Source organism: Actinocrinis sp. (assembly GCF_035938995.1).
GTDB lineage: Bacteria > Actinomycetota > Actinomycetes > Streptomycetales > Catenulisporaceae > DASZGI01.
In genome coordinates, this window is record NZ_DASZGI010000281.1 from 60198 (window position 1) to 79559 (window position 19362).

The 19362-nt window shown below is 70.4% G+C and carries 16 protein-coding genes and 1 pseudogene; 11 read left to right on the forward strand and 6 right to left on the reverse strand.

The window, feature by feature from the left end; genetic code table 11:
- The first annotated feature begins 2 nt into the window (after positions 1–2).
- The 11 genes and pseudogenes from VGZ32_RS19480 to VGZ32_RS19530 all read left to right on the forward strand — a co-directional run bounded on the left by VGZ32_RS19480 (position 3) and on the right by VGZ32_RS19530 (position 15274).
- Positions 3–1370 (forward strand): glutamine synthetase family protein, encoded by a 1368-nt coding sequence (locus VGZ32_RS19480; RefSeq protein ID WP_326887521.1) that lies wholly within the window; start codon positions 3–5, stop codon positions 1368–1370.
- Positions 1367–2131, forward strand: a complete 765-nt coding sequence (locus tag VGZ32_RS19485) for a gamma-glutamyl-gamma-aminobutyrate hydrolase family protein (RefSeq protein ID WP_326887522.1) — start codon at positions 1367–1369, stop codon at positions 2129–2131. The genes VGZ32_RS19480 and VGZ32_RS19485 overlap by 4 nt, the downstream gene beginning before the upstream one ends.
- The gene (locus tag VGZ32_RS19490; RefSeq protein ID WP_326887523.1) at positions 2128–3495 is read left to right on the forward strand and encodes an aldehyde dehydrogenase family protein; all 1368 of its coding nucleotides are present in this window, start codon (positions 2128–2130) and stop codon (positions 3493–3495) included. Before VGZ32_RS19485 ends, VGZ32_RS19490 begins: the two co-directional genes overlap by 4 nt.
- A 15-nt stretch (positions 3496–3510) precedes the next feature.
- Positions 3511–4293 (forward strand): 3-oxoacyl-ACP reductase, encoded by a 783-nt coding sequence (locus tag VGZ32_RS19495; protein WP_326887524.1) that lies wholly within the window; start codon positions 3511–3513, stop codon positions 4291–4293.
- A gap of 407 nt (positions 4294–4700) precedes the next feature.
- Entirely contained in the window at positions 4701–7103 is a 2403-nt protein-coding gene (locus VGZ32_RS19500; RefSeq protein ID WP_326887525.1) for a discoidin domain-containing protein, read from the forward strand.
- 335 nt (positions 7104–7438) lie between these two features.
- Positions 7439–8671 (forward strand): helix-turn-helix domain-containing protein, encoded by a 1233-nt coding sequence (locus tag VGZ32_RS19505; RefSeq protein ID WP_326887526.1) that lies wholly within the window; start codon positions 7439–7441, stop codon positions 8669–8671.
- A 75-nt stretch (positions 8672–8746) separates the two neighbouring features.
- A pseudogene (locus VGZ32_RS19510) lies at positions 8747–9309 on the forward strand (NAD(P)-binding domain-containing protein).
- Between the two features lie 151 nt (positions 9310–9460).
- Positions 9461–11056: an MFS transporter gene (locus tag VGZ32_RS19515; protein ID WP_326887527.1), complete on the forward strand. Its 1596-nt coding sequence runs from the start codon at positions 9461–9463 to the stop codon at positions 11054–11056.
- An 83-nt stretch (positions 11057–11139) separates the two neighbouring features.
- Positions 11140–12099, forward strand: a complete 960-nt coding sequence (locus tag VGZ32_RS19520) for a hypothetical protein (RefSeq protein WP_326887528.1) — start codon at positions 11140–11142, stop codon at positions 12097–12099.
- 408 nt (positions 12100–12507) lie between these two features.
- Entirely contained in the window at positions 12508–13620 is a 1113-nt protein-coding gene (locus tag VGZ32_RS19525) for a 3D domain-containing protein (protein ID WP_326887529.1), read from the forward strand.
- 16 nt (positions 13621–13636) lie between these two features.
- A complete protein-coding gene (locus VGZ32_RS19530) occupies positions 13637–15274 on the forward strand; it encodes a chitinase (RefSeq protein ID WP_326887530.1) in 1638 nt (545 codons plus the stop codon).
- Positions 15275–15501: 227 nt separating this feature from the next.
- Here the strand turns inward: VGZ32_RS19530 and VGZ32_RS19535 are convergent, their stop codons facing one another.
- The 6 genes from VGZ32_RS19535 to VGZ32_RS19560 all read right to left on the reverse strand — a co-directional run.
- Positions 15502–15789, reverse strand: coding sequence for a hypothetical protein (locus VGZ32_RS19535; protein WP_326887531.1), 288 nt, complete (start codon positions 15787–15789; stop codon positions 15502–15504).
- Positions 15790–15912: 123 nt separating this feature from the next.
- Positions 15913–16125 carry a hypothetical protein gene (locus VGZ32_RS19540; RefSeq protein WP_326887532.1) on the reverse strand — a complete coding sequence of 71 codons (213 nt, stop codon included), beginning with the start codon at positions 16123–16125 and terminating at the stop codon, positions 15913–15915.
- Positions 16126–16174: 49 nt separating this feature from the next.
- Positions 16175–16417, reverse strand: coding sequence for a ferredoxin (locus VGZ32_RS19545; protein WP_326887533.1), 243 nt, complete (start codon positions 16415–16417; stop codon positions 16175–16177).
- Entirely contained in the window at positions 16414–17766 is a 1353-nt protein-coding gene (locus VGZ32_RS19550) for an NADH-ubiquinone oxidoreductase-F iron-sulfur binding region domain-containing protein (protein ID WP_326887534.1), read from the reverse strand. Before VGZ32_RS19550 ends, VGZ32_RS19545 begins: the two co-directional genes overlap by 4 nt.
- Positions 17763–18854: a ferric reductase-like transmembrane domain-containing protein gene (locus tag VGZ32_RS19555; RefSeq protein WP_326887535.1), complete on the reverse strand. Its 1092-nt coding sequence runs from the start codon at positions 18852–18854 to the stop codon at positions 17763–17765. Before VGZ32_RS19555 ends, VGZ32_RS19550 begins: the two co-directional genes overlap by 4 nt.
- On the reverse strand, positions 18851–19362 hold a 512-nt coding region (locus VGZ32_RS19560; protein WP_326887536.1), incomplete at its 5' end, for an FAD:protein FMN transferase. The genes VGZ32_RS19560 and VGZ32_RS19555, both read right to left, overlap by 4 nt.

Below are 19362 nucleotides of genomic sequence, written 5' to 3' on the forward strand. Positions count from 1 at the left end.
CCATGGCGGCACGACCGGGGATGCTGACCCTCGACGAACTGCGCGCGCTGGCCGCGGCCGGGACCGTGGACACCGTCGAGCTCTCGATGACCGACATGCAGGGACGGCTTCAGGGCAAGCGGCTGTCTGTGGAGTTCTTCCTCGACGAGATCGCCGCGCACGGCTCCGAGGCGTGCAGCTATCTGCTCGCCGTCGACGTCGAGATGAACACCGTCGCAGGGTACGAAATGTCGTCCTGGGAGACCGGATACGGCGACTTCGTGCTGCGCCCGGACCTGTCGACGCTGCGCCTGCTGTCCTGGCAGCCGGGCACGGCCGCGGTGCTGGCGGACGTGCTGGAGGAGGGCGGCGAGCCGGTCGCCGCCTCGCCCCGGCAGGTGCTGCGCGCCCAACTGGACCGGCTCGCCGAGCGCGGCCTGACCGCGTACGCCGGCACCGAGCTCGAGTTCATCGTCTTCCAGGACACCTACGAGCAGGCCTGGGACAAGGGCTATCGCGACCTGGTCCCGGCCAACCGCTACAACGTGGACTACTCGATGCTCGGCACCGCGCGCGCCGAGCCGCTGTTGCGGGCGATCCGTACCGGCATGACCGGCGCCGGGATGTACGTGGAGTCGGCGAAGGGGGAGTGCAACCTCGGGCAGCACGAGATCGCGTTCCGGTACGCGGAGGCGATGACGACCTGCGACAACCACGTGCTCTACAAGACCGGCGCGAAGGCCATCGCGGCCCAGCAGGGGTGCAGCCTGACGTTCATGGCGAAGTACGACCGGCGCGAGGGCAACTCCTGCCACATCCATCTGAGCCTGCGCGCCGCGGACGACGACGCGCCGGTGCTGGCCGGCGACCGCGAGCACGGCTTCTCCCCGCTGATGGAGCACTTCTTGGCCGGGCAGCAGGCGTCACTCAGGGAACTTACGCTCATGTACGCGCCGAACATCAATTCCTACAAACGGTACGTCGCCGGCAGCTTCGCGCCCACGGCGGTGGCCTGGGGCCGGGACAACCGCACCTGCGCCCTGCGGGTCGTCGGGCACGGCGCCTCGCTGCGCGTGGAGAACCGGGTGCCCGGCGGCGACGTCAACCCGTACCTCGCCCTCGCCGCGATGATCGCGGCGGGCCTGGACGGTATCGACCGGCAGTTGCCGCTGGAGCCCGAGTTCGTCGGCGACGCATATGGCGCGCAGTGCGAACGCGTCCCCGCCACGCTGCGCGAGGCGGCCGAGCGTTTCGCAGCGAGCGATCTTGCCCGCAATGCCTTCGGTGACAAGGTCGTGGCGCACTATCTCAATGCCGCGCGCATCGAGATCGAGGCCTTCGACGCCGCGGTCACCGACTGGGAACGCTACCGGGGGTTCGAGCGGCTGTGAGTGCGCCGGACGAACAGTCGCGCGACAACCGCAGACCCCTGATCGGCATCAGCGCCTATCGGGAGGTCGCGGCCTGGGGTGTGTGGCGGCAGGACGCGGCCGTGCTGCCGTACGCGTATGTGGAGCAGGTGGCGCGGGCCGGGGGAGTGCCACTGCTGATTCCCCCGGTCGACAGTCCAGACCTGGCCGGGGTCGCGGCTGCGTGCGTCGCGCCACTCCACGCCCTTTTGCTGGCCGGCGGTCCGGATATCGACCCTCAGCACTACGCCGCGCAGCGGCAGCTGGCCACGGTCGAAGTCCGCCCCCAGCGCGACGCCTGGGAATTGGCCCTGCTCGACGCCGCGCTGGATCGGGACATCCCGGTCCTGGGGATCTGCCGCGGAGCGCAGCTGTTGAATATCGCCCGCGGCGGAACACTGCACCAGCACCTGCCCGAGGAGATCGGGCACGAGAGCCACCGGCCCGCACCGGCCGAATTCGGGCCAGTCGAGATCACGCTGGAGCGGGATGCGCTGCCCGGCAGCCTGCTCGGCGGCCGCATATCCGTACCCTGCTACCACCATCAGGCCATCCACGAGCTCGGCCGCGGCCTTGCCGTCACCGCTCGCGCGTTGGACGGCACCGTCGAGGCAGTCGAGCTGGCCGGGCGCGCGTTCGTCGTCGGCGTGCAGTGGCATCCGGAACAGGACACTGACCGTCGGCTGTTCGACGCGCTGATCGCGGCCGCGCGCGTCGGTGTGACCGAGGAGGAATGCGTATGAGCTCGTCGGTGCACGAGGTGGTCAATCCGGCGACGGAGGAGGTCATCGCGAAGGTGCCGGAGTGCGGGCCAGGCGAGGTGGATGCGGCGGTCGCCCGGGCGCGGCACGCGTTCCCGGCGTGGCGGGACCTGGCGCCCGGCGACCGGGCCCGGCTGCTGCGCCGCTTCGCCCAGCGGGTCGACGAAGACCTCGACCACCTCGCCCGGCTGGAGGTCGCCAACGCCGGACACACGCTCGGCAACGCGCGCTGGGAGGCGGGCAACGCGCGCGACGTGCTGGACTACTACGCCGGGGCGCCCGAGCGGCTGTTCGGCCGGCAGATCCCGGTGCCCGGCGGCGTGGACCTCACGTTCAAGGAGCCGCTGGGCGTGGTCGGGGTGATCGCGCCGTGGAACTTCCCGATGCCGATCGCCACCTGGGGCCTGGCCCCGGCGCTGGCCGCCGGGAACACCGTGGTGCTCAAGCCCGCGGAGCTCACCCCGCTGACCGCGCTGCGCCTGGCCGAGCTCGCCCTGGAGGCCGGGTTGCCGCACGGCGTCTTCCAGGTGATCCCGGGCCGGGGCGCGGTGGCCGGGGCGCGTCTGGTCGAGCACCCGGACGTGGCGAAGATCGTGTTCACCGGTTCCACCGAGGTCGGCCGGCGGATCGCGGAGCAGTGCGCGCGCCGGATCATCCCGGTGACCCTGGAGCTGGGCGGTAAGAGCGCGAACATCGTCTTCGCGGACTGCGACCTGGAGCGGGCCGCCGCGAGCGCGCCCTACGCGGTGTTCGACAACGCCGGCCAGGACTGCTGCGCTCGCTCGCGCATCCTGGTCGAGCGGGCCGTGTACGAACGCTTCCTCGAACTGCTCGAGCCCGCGGTCGCGGCGGTGCACGTCGGGGACCCGGCCGAGGAGGGCTCCGAGATGGGGCCGCTGATCTCGGCCGCACATCGCGAGCGGGTCGCGTCCTTCGTGACCGACGAGACGCCGGTCGCCTTCCGCGGCGCCGCGCCGGACGGACCCGGATTCTGGTACCCGCCCACGGTGCTCGCCCCGATCGCCCCGGACGCCCCCGCGTTCACCGAGGAGATATTCGGCCCGGTGGCCGCCGTCGTACCGTTCGAGGATGAGGCCGACGCGGTGCGCATCGCGAACGACAGCCGCTATGGCCTGTCCGGTTCGATCTGGACCCGCGACGTCGGGCGGGCGCTCCGCGTCGCGCGCGCGGTGGAGAGCGGGAACCTGTCGGTCAATTCGCATTCCTCGGTGCGCTACTGGACCCCGTTCGGCGGTTACAAGCAGTCGGGCCTCGGCCGGGAGCTGGGCCCCGACGCCCTCGACGCGTTCACGGAGACGAAGAACGTCTTCATCGCAACTGACTGAGACAAGGGACGAGCGATGGTGGAGCGGTACAACGGCAGGGTCGTGGTGGTCACCGGCGGCGCCGGCGGCATCGGCCTGGCCACCGTGCGGCGGCTGGCGGCCGAGGGCGCGCGGGTCGTCGTCGCGGACGTCGACAAGGACGCGGGACAGGCGGCCGCGAAAGAGGTCGACGGCCTGTTCGTGGCCACCGACGTCACGGACCAGACGCAGGTCGAGGCGCTGTTCCAGACGGCCGTCGACACCTACGGCTCGCTCGATCTCGCCTTCAACAACGCGGGCATCTCGCCACCCGACGACGACTCGATCCTGGACACCGGCATCGAGGCCTGGCGCCGGGTACAGGAAGTGAACCTCACGTCGGTCTACCTGTGCTGCAAGGCGGCGATCCCGCACATGCTGCGCCAGTACGCGGCCGAGGGGCGTAAGGGATCGATCGTCAACACCGCCTCCTTCGTCGCCCTGATGGGGGCCGCGACGTCACAGATCTCTTACACCGCCTCGAAGGGAGCCGTGCTGGCGCTGTCCCGCGAGCTGGGCGTGCAGTTCGCCCGGCAGGGCATCCGGGTCAACGCGCTGTGCCCGGGACCGGTGGACACCCCGCTGCTCCGCGAACTGTTCGCGAAGGACCCGGAGCGGGCCGCGCGGCGCCTGGTGCACATTCCGGCGGGCCGCTTCGCCCAGCCGGAGGAGATCGCGGCGGCGGTCGCTTTCCTCGGCAGCGACGACGCCTCGTTCGTGACCGCCTCGACGTTCGTCGTTGACGGCGGGATCAGCGGAGCCTACGTCACCCCGCTCTAGGGCCAGGCCCGGCCCCGCACCGCCGACAGTGTGGCGGGATAATCGTCATAGCTTGATATTTCTGAGGTGGCGATTCCACGCCAGCGGAAACCGCGCAATCGCCGTCGCGGCGGCGGTCAAGGTCCCGAGGGCGCTGGCGGGCCCACCTCGCGTGCCGCCGTTTCCCCGCCCGCCTCCGCTGTGTCGCGTCGGCTGTACCGGGACGGCGGCGCCCCATTGCGCTGTTCTGGAACCACGAGGCTCTTGACCTCCCAGAAGCACCTCTGTAACTTCCCCATGACATTGCGCAAAAAACCGTCAGAGCCATGTAAAGAAGAGAGATCATCCCGGTAATACTTCGCATGGCCTGGCGACCTGTGCGGACCGTCCCTCCCGGAGCGGCCCGCTCCTGTCGAAGGGACTGACACATGGGGATCTCCAGGAGAACTCTGCTGCGCTCCACCGCGGCGGTGGCCGCGACTAGCGGCTTTGCCGCCCAGGCCGTCCGTCAGGCGTCCCCGGCCTCGGCGGCCAGCGGGCCCGGCGACGTGGTCGGCAAGATCACCGTCGGGTACCAGGGCTGGTTCGCCTGCATCGGTGACGGCGCCCCGATCAACGGCTGGTGGCACTGGAGCAACAACTGGTCCCAGCCGCCGTCGCCGAGCAACAACAACGTCAAAGCGTGGCCCGACATGGGCGATTACCCGAACAAGTACCAGACCGCGTACGCGAACCTCAACAACGGCCAGCCGGCGACGTTGTTCTCTTCGTACGACCAGTCCACCGTCAACGCGCACTTCATGTCGATGCAGCAGAACAACCTCGACACGGCGGCGCTGCAGCGCTTCAACCCCAATACCGCCGAGGGCCCGACGCGCGACGCGGTGGCCCAGAGGGTCCGCACCGCAGCTGAGACGTACGGCCGCAAGTTCTACATCATGTACGACGCCACCGGCTGGACGAACATGTCGACGGAGATGCCGGCGGACTGGACCAATAAGATGTCCGCGCACACCGCGTCGCCGGCGTACGCGAGGCAGAACGGCAAGCCGGTCGTCGGGATCTGGGGCTTCGGCTTCAACGACGCCAACCACCCCTGGGACCCTGCGACCTGCCTCAGCGTCATCCAGTGGTTCCAGAGCCAGGGCTGCTACGTGATGGGCGGCGTCCCGCGCGAGTGGCGCACCGGCACCGGCGGTTCGCGCTCCGGCTTCCTCGGCACGTACCACGCGTTCAACATGATCTCCCCGTGGATGGTCGGCGCGATCGGCACCATCGCGGACGTCAACAACGTCTACACCCAGTACACGGTGGGAGACGTGGCGGACTGCAACTCCAATGGGATCGACTACCAACCGTGTGTTCTGCCGGGCGACCTGTCGGGGCGCCAGCGCGTGCACGGCGACTTCATGTGGGCCCAGTTCTACAACATGGTGCGCGCCGGGGCGCAGGGCATCTACATCTCCATGTTCGACGAGTACGGCGAGGGCAACCAGATTGCCAAGACCGCGGCGACCCAGGCCGCCGTGCCGTCCAACTCCGGCCTGCTCTCGCTCGACGAGGACGGCACCGCCTGCTCCGCCGACTACTACCTGCGCCTGACCGGCGACGGCGGCAAGATGCTGAAGGGCCAGATCGCCCTGACCTCGACCCGCCCCACGCCCCCGGTCGTCGGCGGCGACACGACGCCGCCCACCGCGCCGGGCAATCTGCAGGTGACCGGGAACACGGACACGACCGTCTCGCTGTCGTGGAGCGCGTCCACGGACAACGTCGGCGTCGCCGGGTACAACGTGCAGCGGGTCAACGGCAGCACCAGCACCGTGCTCGGCTCGACGACCGCCACCAGCTTCACCGTGTCCGGGCTTACGGCCTCGACAAGCTACACGTTCGACGTCACCGCCTACGATGCGGCCGGGAACGTCTCGCAGGCGTCCAACACGGTGACCGTGACGACGAGCGCGCCCTCCGGCAACACGGATCTCGCACTGCATCAGCCGACGTCCGCCAGCGGAACCCAGTCCGGGTATCCGTCGTCGAATGCCGTGGACGGCGACCAGAACACGTACTGGGAGAGTACGAACAACGCGTTCCCGCAGTGGTTCCAGGTCGACCTCGGCTCGTCAAAGGCCATCGGCTCGCTCACGATGACGCTGCCCGCGTCGTGGGGCGCGCGCACGCAGACCATCACCATTCAGGGCAGCGCCGACGGATCGAACTACACGACGATCGTCGGGTCGGCCGGCTATACCTTCAACCCGAACACCGGCAACAGCGTCAGCGTGACGCTTCCGAGCACGACGACGCGTTACATCAAGCTCACGTTCACGGCCAACACCGGCTGGCCCGCAGGGCAACTGTCGGGACTCTCGATCTACGCAGCGTCCGGGTCCACGCCGCCGCCCCCGCCGCCGTCGAACCTCGCGCTCAACCAGCCGGCGAGCGCGAGCGGCTCCACGCAGAACTACGCTCCGGGCAACGCGGTCGACGGCAACACCAGCACGTACTGGGAGAGCACGGACAACGCGTTCCCGCAGTGGTGGCAGGTAGACCTGGGTTCGGCGCAGAGCTTCTCCCGGCTGGTGCTGGACCTGCCGCCGTCGAGCGCCTGGGGCGCGCGGACGCAGACGCTCTCGGTGCTCGGCAGCAACGACGGGTCCTCATTCTCCACGATCGTCGGGTCGGCCGGGCACACATTCGATCCGACCAGCGGGAACACGGTGACGATCACGTTCGCGGCGGTCTCGTGGCGGTACCTGCGGTTGAACTTCACGGGCAACACGGGGTGGCCGGCCGGGCAACTGTCCGAGGTCCAGGTCTACGCGAGCTGATCGCCGAATCTAGGCTGGCGCATAGGCGCTGGACTACTGAGCACGGTATGGGCCGGCGATGGTTTGCCGGCCCAATGATTTGAACGTTCATGTGAGCTGCCGTGGTTACAAGTGCACGTTGCACGTGTGACGCTTGAACACGGGCTTCGTGACAATCCACCGTGTACGGAGGGGAAGGCTGTGGCTCGCCACATCGACAGCCGGGTGCGCCGACGATCACGATGTAGTCAGCGCTTCGGCGCAGAGTGAGGAAGGACAGCGGAGATGGCGGACGAGCCAACCAGTACCGACGCCGTCGGCGCGCCGCGACGGGATTCGTCGCACGGGACGCCGGCGTGACGGCCGACGAATCCATGGACGGTCTCGCGAAGCTCGTCGCCGGCCTGCTCGAGCGGACCGACGAACTCGCCAACGCGATGGCCGAGCGCATCCGCGCGGCGGCCAGCGACCACGGGGGCGACTGCGTCCCGCTGGACGACCTGCGCGAATCCTGCCGCGCCGAACTGCGCAACATCCTTCGATCCCTCGCCGGACAGGCTCCGCTCGACGCTGAGATGTGCATCGACACCGGGCGCCGGCGGGCGCGGCAGAACGTGCCGGAGGCCACCCTGCTCGCCGGGTACCGCGTCGGCATCCGGTTCGTATGGGAGTTGCTGATCACCGAAGCCGTGGCCACCGGCCTGGTCTCCCCGGAGGGCCTGGTCACGGCCGCGTCCTCGATCTGGGTGATCCAGGACGCGATGATCGAGTCCACGATCGCCGGCCACCGCGAAGCCACCACCGAGCGGCTGCGGACCACGGAGCAGGAGCGCTCCGCGCTGGTGGAAGCCCTGCTGACCAATCGGGGCCTGGACGCCGGAACGCTGCTCGCGACGGCCGACGTGCTGCGCATGCCGCGGTACGGGCAGTTCGTGGTGGTCGCGGCCGAGGTGCCGTCGGTCGGCCGCCATCCGCTCGCCCGCACCGAGCAGGCGCTGCGCCGGACCAACATCCACTCGGTCTGGCACCTGCGCCCGGACACGTACGTCGGCATCGTCCAGCTCACCGCGTCCAAGCAGTTCGGCCAGCTCGTCGAGGTACTCGAGGGCGAGGCGGCCGGCCGGATCGGCGTCAGCCCCGCCTACGACGACCTGTACCACACCGGCTCGAACCTGTGGTTCGCGAAGATCGCCATGCAGAGCGGGCGTGCGGGCGGCTGCCCCGTGACGGTGTTCGACGACTGCCTGGTGGCGGTCGCCGCAGCGGCCGCCCCCGAGATCACCCAGCGCCTGGCCCGCAACGTCTTCGGCCGGCTCGACGCGCTGCCCCGGGCGGAGCGGGACGTCCTGCTCGACACCCTGGAGACCTGGATGGCCTGCGGCGGCTCCACCGAGGAGACCGCCCGGCGGATGTACTGCCACCCGAACACCGTGCGCCTGCGCTTCCGCCGGATCAGCGAGCACACCGGACGTTCGACCTCTGAGCCGCAGGGGGTCGCGGAGCTCTGCTTCGCCCTGCACGCACTCCGGCAGAACCCGGAAGCAGCGGCCGACGCAGACCACGCGGAGACAGCGGCCCGCGGGGAGTAACGGAGCAACGCAGCCCCAACCTCGTAAAACAGACCTCGATCTAGCAGTACCTCATTAGGAAAGGCGTGCCCGTAAATGGCTGAGCTGTTCTATGACGACGACGCGGATCTGTCGGTGATCCAGGGCCGGAAGGTCGCGATCTTCGGGTACGGCAGCCAGAGGCACGCCCATGCGCTGTCGTTACGCGACTCCGGCGTTGACGTGCGCGTCGGGCTGAAGGAGGGCTCGGCGTCGCGGGCCAAGGCCGAAGAGCAGGGCCTGCGCGTGCTCACCCCGGACAAGGCGGCCGCCGAGGCTGACGTCGTCATGATGCTGATACCGGACCCGATCCAGTCCGACGTCTACCGGGAGGCGGTGGAGCCGAACTTCAAGCCCGGCGACGCCCTCTTCTTTCGGAGACCGCGGAGTGGGGCGACTACGTCACCGGGCCGCGCATCATCGACGACGCGGTCAAGGAGGAGATGAAGGACGTGCTCGCCGAGATCCGGGACGGCTCCTTCGCCGCCGCCTGGATGGCCGAGTACCGGGCGGGCCTGCCGCGGTACCACGAGTATCAGAAGGCTGACCGCGAGCTGCTGCTGGAGACCACCGGCGAGAAGCTTCGCAAGCTGATGAGCTGGGTGGACAAGGACCGCTGACGCGGGCCGGACCTCCGGCCGAAGAACCCTGATTTAACGCGCGTACCGGCCCGGCGGGCGATCCGCCCGCCGCACCGGTCCGTGTGATGCCGCCTGCCCGCCAGCCGGACGGGCTTACGAGCTGGAAAGAACGAGAGAGCGCGAGACCGCCATGCCCAACAGCCCCAGCACCCGGAACGACCGGCGCTGGACCCTCGTCATCGTGTGTACGGCCACTTTCATGCTGCTGCTGGACCTCACCGTGGTCTTCGTGGCGCTCAGCCGGATCCAGGTGGACTTCCACTCCGACCTCGGTTCGCTGCAGTGGGTCGTCGACGCCTACACGCTCCCGCTCGCCGGACTCCTGCTCACCGCGGGCACGCTGGGCGACCGCATCGGCCGACGTCGCGTCTTCCTGGCCGGGATGGCGCTGTTCACCGCGGGCTCGCTCGGTTGCGCGCTGGCCTGGTCGTCCCTCGCCCTCGACATGACGCGGGCCGTGCAGGGGGTGGGCGGCGCCCTGCTGTTCGGCGTGGCGCTGCCGCTGCTCGGCGAGGCATTCCTGCAGCCACGCGAGCGAGCCGCCGCGATCGGCGCGTTCGGCGCCACGATGGCCGCGGCCACCGCGGTGGGCCCGCTCGTCGGCGGCTATCTCGTCGAAGGCCCGGGCTGGCGCTGGATCTTCCTGGTCAACGTGCCGATCGGAGTGGCGACCCTCATCGCGGGCCGGCTGCGCATTCGCGAATCCCGCGCGGCCACCGCGCGCGGAATCGACGTACCGGGGGCCGTCCTGCTCATCGCGGGCTTGTTCGCGCTGCTGCTCGCGATCATCCGGGGCAACGACGAGGGCTGGGGATCGGCGCCGATCCTCGCGCTCTTCGCGGGTTCCGCGGTCCTCTTGACGGCGCTGTTCGTCTGGGAGGCGCGGGCGGCCGAGCCCATGCTCGATCTGCGGCTGTTCGCCCGGCCGTATTTCCTGGGCGTGGCCGTCGCGGTGTTCGCCATGTTCGGGACGCTCGTCGCGGCCGCCAACTATCTGGCCCTCTATGTAGCCAACACGCTCGGCTTCAGTCCCTCGGCCACGGGTCTGCGCTTCCTGCCGCTCACGATCGCCGCCTTCGTCACCGCGCCGGTGGTCGCCGGCCTGGCCGAGCGCGTTCCGCCGCGGTGGACCATCGGCGGCAGCCTCGGCCTGGCCGCGGTCGGGCTGTGGATGATGGCCCACCTCGACGGCGACTCCCGGTGGACCGCGCTGCTCGCCGGCTTCGTCGTCGCCGGGATCGGCCTGGGCGCGGGCGCCGCCGCGACGTCGAACGCGACCCTGTCGCTGGTGGAGCCCTCCCGCGCGGGCATGGCGACCGGGACCGTGAACACGATGCGCCAGACCGGCCTCGCCGCCGGCGTCGCCGTGCTCGGCGCCGTCTTCCAGCGGCGCGTCGGCGACTCGATGAACGACCAGCTCGCCGCGACCGTCCTGCCGCACGACGTCATCAACGCTCTGTCGAAGGCGGTCGGGTCGGGCGCGGGAGTCCACCCCGCGGCCGCCCTCCCCGGCGTAGCGCGACAGCGTGTCGCCGAAGCGGCGCGAGCGGCCACCTCCGCCGGCCTCGACGACATCCTGCGCATCGGAGCCATCGCCGCGGGCGCATGCGCCGTCATCGCGCTCATCACGATTCGGCGGGAAGCGCCCGCGCAGCAAGTCAGCGAACTGCCTTCGCTGACCGCCTCGGCGGACACCGCCGCCCACCCACCCGCACATTCAACGTAAGGAGCCCACCCATGAGGAGACACCCAGCCCAGTCAGGCCAAGCAGTCCCTTACTGCTGAGCACTTTCGAGGGAGAAAGACCCAGTGAAGCACGCATCATCGACCACTGCCGGCAAGCGGACGACCCACGCGAGAAGGACCGGGACGGCTGTCGGTCTGGCCGCCCTGCTCGCCGCCGCGTCGCTCGCGGGAGCCGCTCCGGCAGATGCCAGTTCCCTTACTCATGCCCACACCGTGGACATCGTCGGCACGAACACGATGACCACAGACAGCTACCGAATCGACACCCATGGAACCGTTCCCGCCGGACTGGTCAAGATCCGGTTCAGAAACCTCGGCACGATGGACCACCAGGCGCAGCTGTTCCGCCTCAACGACGGCGTCAGCTGGACGAAGTTCCTCACCGACCTGCACGGCCCCAACCCCTTCGTCGCGCTCTTCGGCGACTCGGCGGCGGCCGGCGGCGCGGCCGTCATCCACGCCGGCGGCGACCAGACAGTCTACGAGGCGGTGCAGGGCGGTACCTACGCGGTGATCTGCCTGGTCAGTGACAACGGTGTGCCGCACTTCGACCTGGGCATGATCGCCGAGCTGGCGGTCGCCGGAAGCGAGACGCCCCAGCAGTTGGCGGCGGTGCACCCCGAGGGCCATGTCGACGGCGTGATCACCGCCCACGACATGACCTACACGATGCCCTCGGTGATCCGCGACAACGGGCTCTACCGCTATCAGGACACGGACGCGATGGACGTCCATGAGCTCACCTTCGGCCGCCTGCTGCCCGGCAAGACCGCCGCCGACGCCAAGGCGTGGTTCGCGTCCTTCGCGGCTCCGGGCGGCCCGGTGGGGCCGCAGCCGTTCGTCTACGCCGGCGGTTTCGGCGGCGAAGTGCCCGGCGGCGGCGGATGGGTGCGCGCAGACCTCAAGCCCGGCAACTACGTGGCGTTCTGCTTGGTTCCCGACGATACGACGGGCCTGCCGCACGCCGCGATGGGCATGGTCGTCGGCTTCACCGCCGTTCACGGCGACGGTGACGGCGACTGACGGCCGACGACCAGGATGGGGAGCGGGAGCCCGGTTCAGCCGTGGCCTGAGCCGGGCTCCCGCTGATTTCCCGCCGTTTCCCGCGGGGCGCACCGCTCAGGGGTGCGTCCCGCCTTGTTTCCCCCCGCCGACCTCGGAAATTGGTCTAGACCCTTGACGGTCCGCCGGTCGGCGCGCTTCACTGAGCCCGACCCCGTCGTGCGGATCAGGTGCGGTGCGCAGCAATGCGGCTCACCGTGAACCGTCCGACGCGGGACACAGGCCACGTAGACGCAGAGCACGTATACGCATCAGCCTCGCAACGCAGACGTCGCGGCGCCGGCGCCTTTCTTGACCATCCGATCCGCCGGATCGGACCGCCCCAGCGGCGGCTCCGACCGGCCCCGGACCGAAGAAGGCGCGAACAACGTGAGCTTCCTGACCCAGCGCGCGCGGTACTGGTCTGCCGCCACCGCGGCAGCCGCCGCGGGCGTCGCCGCCGTCGCCCTCGGCCCTCTCGGCGTGGCGAGCGCGGCCGGACCGTCCGCCGCATCCGCCGCCGCGGCCCTGCCCTCCTGCCCCTTCTGGGCCGCCGGGATCACCCCGCCGCCCCGCTCCGTCACCCCGTGGACACCGCCGCTGCAGACGGCCCCGCCGGTGAACTTCTCCGGCCGCCAGGCCGCTCCGACCCTGACCGGCGCGCTGTCGGGCGGGCAGGTCACCGTCACCATCTCGCAGGTGCCGAACGCGGTGGCCTACAAGGTGTGGCGCGACGGTGTGGACATCGGCTACGTCAGCTTCTGGGGCCAGACCACCCCGCTGACCGTGACCGACACCGCGCCGTGCCAGAACGCTTATTACGACGTGGTCGCCATGTACGACACCAGCGGCAGCGACGCCTCGATGGGCCAGCTGTCGCAGCCGTACTGGCTCGGCGCGGGCGGAACGCTGGCCCCCGGCCCCGGCGACGTGCCTGTCGGCACCACCATCTCGATGATGGTGACCTCGTACAACGACGTCGGCCAGACCGCGTCCGGCTACAACTCCCGGCTTGGCGGCTGCGCCACGGATCCGCGGGTGATCCCGTGGGGCACGTACTTCACCGTTCCCGGATACGGAACCTGCCTCGCCATCGACATCGGCACCTGGATCCAGAACGACACGGTCGACGTGTGGCTGCCCGGCAGCCAGGCAAACGGCTGGGGCGTGCAGGACAGGACGATCACCGTCATCGCCAACCCGTTCGGCGGCCCGGGCCCGAGCACGGTACCCTCGGCGTCGGCGTCGGCGTCCGCGAGCGCTTCGCCGTCGGCCTCGCCGAGCACTTCGCCCAGCGCTTCGGCCTCCGCCTCGCCCTCGGCGTCCCCGACGCCGTCCTCCGGCGGGACCTGCTCGCCGGCCTGGAACCCCAACACGTCCTACGTGCCGGGCGACAAGGTCTCGTATCAGGGCATGAATTACACGGCGACGTACTACTCCACCGGCGCCGTGCCGGGAGCCGCCACGTCGTGGGCGGTCTGGTCGAGCAACGGTGCTTGCTGAGAGCCGGAGACTGAAGATGCCTTCACTGACCCGCCGCCATCTCGGCGCGGCCGCCGCGATGCTGGTCGCCGGGACCGGCGTCGTGTTCGCCACGTATCCGGCAGCGGCCGCCTCCCCGAACCTGCTCACCAACCCCGGCTTCGAGTCCGGCCTCTCCGGATGGACGTGTTCGTCCACTGACACGACCGTGTCCAGCCCCGTACACAGCGGCGCCGCGGCGCTCGCCGGCACTCCGGCGGGCTCCGACTATGCGCAGTGTTCGCAGACGGTGAGCGTGCAGCCGAACTCCTCCTACGCGCTGTCCGCGTGGGTCGAGGGTTCGTACGTGTACCTCGGCGACAGCGGCACCGGGACCACCGACACCAACACCTGGACACCGTCGGCCACGTCGTGGAGCCAACTGAGTACCTCGTTCACCACCGGCGCGGCCACGACGAGCGTGACCGTCTACATCCACGGCTGGTACGGCCAGCCGACCTTCTACGCCGACGACTTCTCGCTCACCGGACCGGCCGGCTCCGGCGGCGGTACGCCGAGCGCGAGTTCCACGCCCAGCTCGAGTCCCAGCAGTTCGCCGAGCGCGAGTCCCAGCCCCAGCCCCAGCCCCAGCTCGAGTTCAGGCGGCGGGGGTGGGGGAGGAGGCGGCGGCCTGCCCGCGCACTCGCTGGTCGGATACCTGCACACCAGCTTCTCCAACGGCTCCGGCTACGTCGCCGTCGAGAACGCCCCGGCGGCGTGGAACGTGATCGCGCTCGCCTTCGCCGACTCCAACGGCGCCGGCGACATCACCTTCACCCCGTGCCCGCCGAGCCAGTGCGCCGGGGCCGAGACCCAGGCGCAGCTGATCGCGGGGATAAAGTCGGTCCAGGCCCAGGGGCGCAAGGTGCTGATCTCGATCGGCGGGGCCGACGGCCAGGTCACCCTGAACAGCGCGTCCGACGCCACCGAGTTCGTGAACACGGTCAGCTCGATCGTGAACACCTACGGCCTCAACGGCATCGACCTGGACTTCGAGAACCAGTCGCTGGTGCTCAACGCCGGTGACAACGACTTCACCCACCCGACCACGCCCGCCGTGGTGAACCTGATCTCGGCCGTGAAACAGCTGAAGGCCAAGTACGGGTCCGGATTCATCGTCGCGATGGCCCCGCAGACCTTCTTCGTGCAGACCGGGTATCAGTACTACGGCGGCAACAACTCAGGTTCCTCCGACCGGCGCACCGGCTCCTGGCTGCCGGTCATCTACGGCCTGCGCAGCCAGCTGAACCTGCTGGACGTGCAGGACTACAACTCCGGGCCGGTCATGGCGCTGGACAACCAGTACTACTTCACCGGCGGCGAGGACTTCCTCACCGCGATGACGGACATGCTGCTGCACGGCTTCCCGGTGGCCGGGACGGGCGAGACCTTCCCCGCCCTCAGCCCCAGCCAGGTCACCATCGGCCTGCCCGCCAACCAGAACGCGGGCAACGGCGCGGTCACGCCCGCTGCCCTCGACGCGGCGCTCGACTGCCTGACTAAGGGCACGAACTGCGGCGCGTACAAGCCACTCGGCACGTACCCGGGCCTCGGCGGACTGATGGCCTGGTCGATCAACTGGGACGTGTTCGGCGGCAACCAGTTCGCGAACACCTTCACCGGCTACTTCGGCTGACCAACCAGCCTCGGGCACGCGCCCGCAGACGCGTGTCCGAGGCCTCAACCCTGTATACAGAACTTCCGGTCACCGCCTGACTCAGGCTTGGTGGAAGCTCTCGAGTTCCTCCGCCAAGATCGTGGCGGCCAGATCCGCTCAGGTGTCGAACAGTTCCCCGAGGACGAACTCGTCGTGGCGACCGTCGGTCCAGGTGGCGGTGAGCCGGTCGCCGGTCACCTCGACCGTCACCGGCGTGGGGACGTCCGCGGTCCGGCCGAGGCGGTGTCCACCTGGCTGGAGGGGTCTATCTGCAGGTAGACGTTAGCGCTGCCGACGCCGGTCTGCGCGGTGGTCCAGGTCTCGTATGCGGCCTGGCCGCCCTGGGGAACGGCGGTGAGGTTGCCGTCCGCGCCCGCGCCGGTGGCCTGGTCGACCACGTGATACGTGCCCTGACGGAGATTGAGTCCGGCCGAGTTCAGCACGACCGAGCTGGTGTCGCCGAAGAACGGGTTGACCTCGGCCAGCGTGACCAACGCGCTGTGAGTGGTCGGCGGCGGTCGCCGGGACGGCCTGCAGCGCGTGCGCGCTGGACAGTTGCGCGTAGGCCGGGCGTACTGGCTGAGCTGCGAGGCGCTGGTGAGCAGCGTTCCGCCGTCCTACGTATACGGCTTCGTGGCCAGTTGGAACAATCTCATCCTGCCCGTGGTCATGCTCAGCGACCCGGGTTTGTGGCCGGTCACCCGGGGTCTGTTCTCCTTCTTCGGCCAGTACTCGTCACAGTGGCCGATGGTCGCGGCGGCCACTGTGATCGTCGCGGCCCCGATCGTGGTGGTCTTCGCGATCCTGCAGCGGCAGCTGGTAGAGGGCATCGCGCGCGGCTCCGGCTCGAACGCCGCGCTGCGCGACGCGGCGGCAAGCTCACGACCTTCCGGAAGTCGGAGTCTGGGGAACCTCCTCGAGGAGCAGGGCGATGGTGGGGCAGGCTTCGACGGCGCGCTTGGCGTGGTCCATCAGCCGGTTCGGTACCAGATGTCCGGAGACCACGGGATAGCCCCAGGGATCGCTGCCGATCAGTTCGGGCAGCAGTTCGATGCAGACCCCGTGGGCCTTGCAGGCGATGGGGTTGACGCGCAGCCGCGAGTTGCTCGATCCGGCGGTCATCGGTGTGCCTCCGCAGCGAGGGCGGGCAGGGGCAGGATGCTGGGCCGTCGCGTTCCCGCGCACGGTCCCCGGCCCAGGTGCGTGCGCACGTCGGCCGCGAAGACCGACAATGCGCTGGCGATCAACCTCGTGGTGCCGTCCGGATGGTGGCAGGCGCCCCGCCCGGCCACGTAGGGAGCCAGGCTGTTGATGTAATCCGGCGCGCGGGTGTCGCCCCTCCTGGCCAGCGCTTCGAGAGCGCCCGCGAGTGCCGGCAGGCCGTTGATACAGGGCCCGCACTGCCCGGCGCTCTGCTCGGCCATGTAGCGCGCGACGCGGGCGGTCTCGGCCAGCGCGCACGAGGTGCGGGGCAGGGCGACGAAGATGCCCGCGCCCATCGCCGCGCCCGCCGCGGCCAGGTCTTTGGGTGCGATCCGGGTGGCGAGGAACCGTGACTCGGGCAGCCAGGCTCCGAAGTAGCCGCCCGTGAGCACAGCCTGCAGCGGCTCGGCTGCTCCGCCGGCGAGTTCCAGCAGTTCGGCGCCGGTGATCCCCAGCGAAATCTCGTAGACCCCAGGGTGAGTCACCGCGCCGCCGACGGTGACCAGCGCGGTGCCGGGGGCGTTCGCCATTCCCGACGCGCGGAACCAGGCGGGGCCGTGCCGGGCGATCAGGCCGACGTGCGCGAGAGTCTCGACGTTGTCGACGAGCGTCGGGCGGCCCGCGACGCCGCGCTCGAACGGCCGCGGCGGGGTGAAGCGGGGCATCGCGGGTCCGCCGTCGAGGAACTGGATGAGGGAGGTCTCCTCGCTGGCGACGTACCGGTGGGGGAGCGCCGCGATCTGCACGTCTACCGCGTCGATCCCGGCCGACCGGCGCTCTTTCAGCGCCAGTTGCACCACTTGGATCAGCGCGTGTTCGTCCTCGTGCAAGCAGAGATGCGCGCGGTTGGCACCGATCGCGCGCGCCGCTGCGGCGATGCCGTCGAGGACGAGGTGCGGCGCGCGGGTGAGCAGTGTCCGATCCTTGGCGCTGGCCGGCTCGCCCTCGCACCCGTTGGCCACCACGACCGCGCCCTGCTGGCGGGCGGATCGGCGCACCCGGGCCGTGGCATCGACGACGGCGCGCATCTTGCGGCCGGTCGGGAACGCCGCACCGCCGCGCCCGGTCAGCCCCGACCGGTCGACCGCGTCGAGGATCGCCGGGCCGTCGTGGCCGGGCAGCGGTCCGTGGGCGCCGACGTGTCCGGCGAGATCGGCCGGACCGCTGAACAGCCGACCGGACTCGGCAGTCTGCCCAGAACCGGCGGACTGTGCGGCGTACAGGCGCGCGGTGTCCCCTTCACGCCCTGCGGCTTCCGGCTGGTTCACTGGCCGCTCCCGGATGACGCGGTGAGTGTGCCCGACACCGACTGGCCGTTGATCGTGAGGTTGAGGTCGAGGCTCACCGCGCCGCCGCCCGAGTCGGTGACCGCCGCGCGGATGTCCGTACCCTGCAGGCTCGTGACGTCGCCGCTGTAGAGAGTCGGTTGGCTGGTCGGGCCGAAGGTGACCTGACTACTGGTCATCTGCACGCCGCCGCCTTGCAGCGCGGGTCCGGTGATCACGACATGGAAGGCGACGGGACTGCTTCCGGTCCCGTTGATCGTGACGGAGCTCTGCCCCGAGTTCGCCGTGGAGGAGCTGAGCGAACCGGTCACGTCGGTGGTCAGGGGCAACGCGGGCAGCGCGGCCGCGGTCGCGCCAGTTCCCGTTGACGCGGTGCCGTGGGCACGGGCGAGCAGGGCGGACGGGGTGCCCGAGCGCGCCGCCCAGTCGGCTTTCAACGGCCCGGAAGTCGTCCACGCGGTGGCCGCTACGAGCGCGGCGGCGCTCGTGGCGCCCGCGGTCAGCCGCAGCGCGCGGTGCTCGGGCCAGCCCGAGGCCAGCCGCCAGGCCGCCGCGACGACGACGGCCGCCACGCACACGACCGTCGTGCCCAGGATCGCCGGGGCCTTCGGGTCGGTCCCGGTGCCGAGCCCGTGCACGACGGACAACGGCCAGCAGGCGTAAGCGGTCCAGTGCACGGCGCGCCAGGTGCGCTGGCCGACGCGGGTGCGCAGAAGGCTGGTGATGACCAGCGCGACCAGGATGTCGGAGGCGACCGTGCCGAGGCCGAGCCAGAGCGGCCGGTAGGACGAGGCGAATGGAATGGCCACGGAGAGCCAGCCGACCGGGGCGTAGGAGTCGAGGAGCGCGGTCACGATGTGCAGGCCCAGGAAGGTGACGACGAGCAGGGAGAGGTTGCGGTGGATGCCGATGGTCACGAACCGCGGCCAGCGCTCGGTGGCGAACCGGACGTTGATCATGATGCCGAGGACCACGCTCATGGTCAGCAGCACCAGCGTGACGACGCCGGTCGCCCGCGTCGCGTACCACAGGGGAGTGGTGGAGGTGATGACGGTCGACGCGGCGGTCATGAGGCGCCGCCCGATTCGTGGTCGGCCGGCCAGGCGGCCACCGTGACGACCGATCCGTCGGGGCGCACAAACCTGGCGGGCATGTTCAGCGCGGCCAGCCAGCCGGGGGCGGCCTCGCCGCGCACGATCGCCGCGGTGGCCGCCGTGTTCGCGGCCACGCAGTCGGCGGCGGCGACGCTGACGGTGCGCCAGAACGAGGACGCGGGGCGGCCGCCGCGCGGATCGATGATGTGGTGGAACTGGGCGGACCCCGCGCTCCACCGGCGCACGACCGTGCTCGAGGTCGCCAAGCCGCCGTCGGCCAGCGTCACCGTCTGGCCGGGGCTGTCGTCGCCGGCGCGGTGGTCGTCGGTGACGCGCACCCGCCAGCCGCCTTCCGGAGGGACGCCGAACGCTGATATGTCGCCGCTGAAACTGACCAGCACGCCGCCGCCCGTCCGGTCGTGTGCCTCGCGCGCGGCGAGGTCGGCGGCCAGGGCCTTGGCGGTCGCGCCGAAGTCGAGGAGGG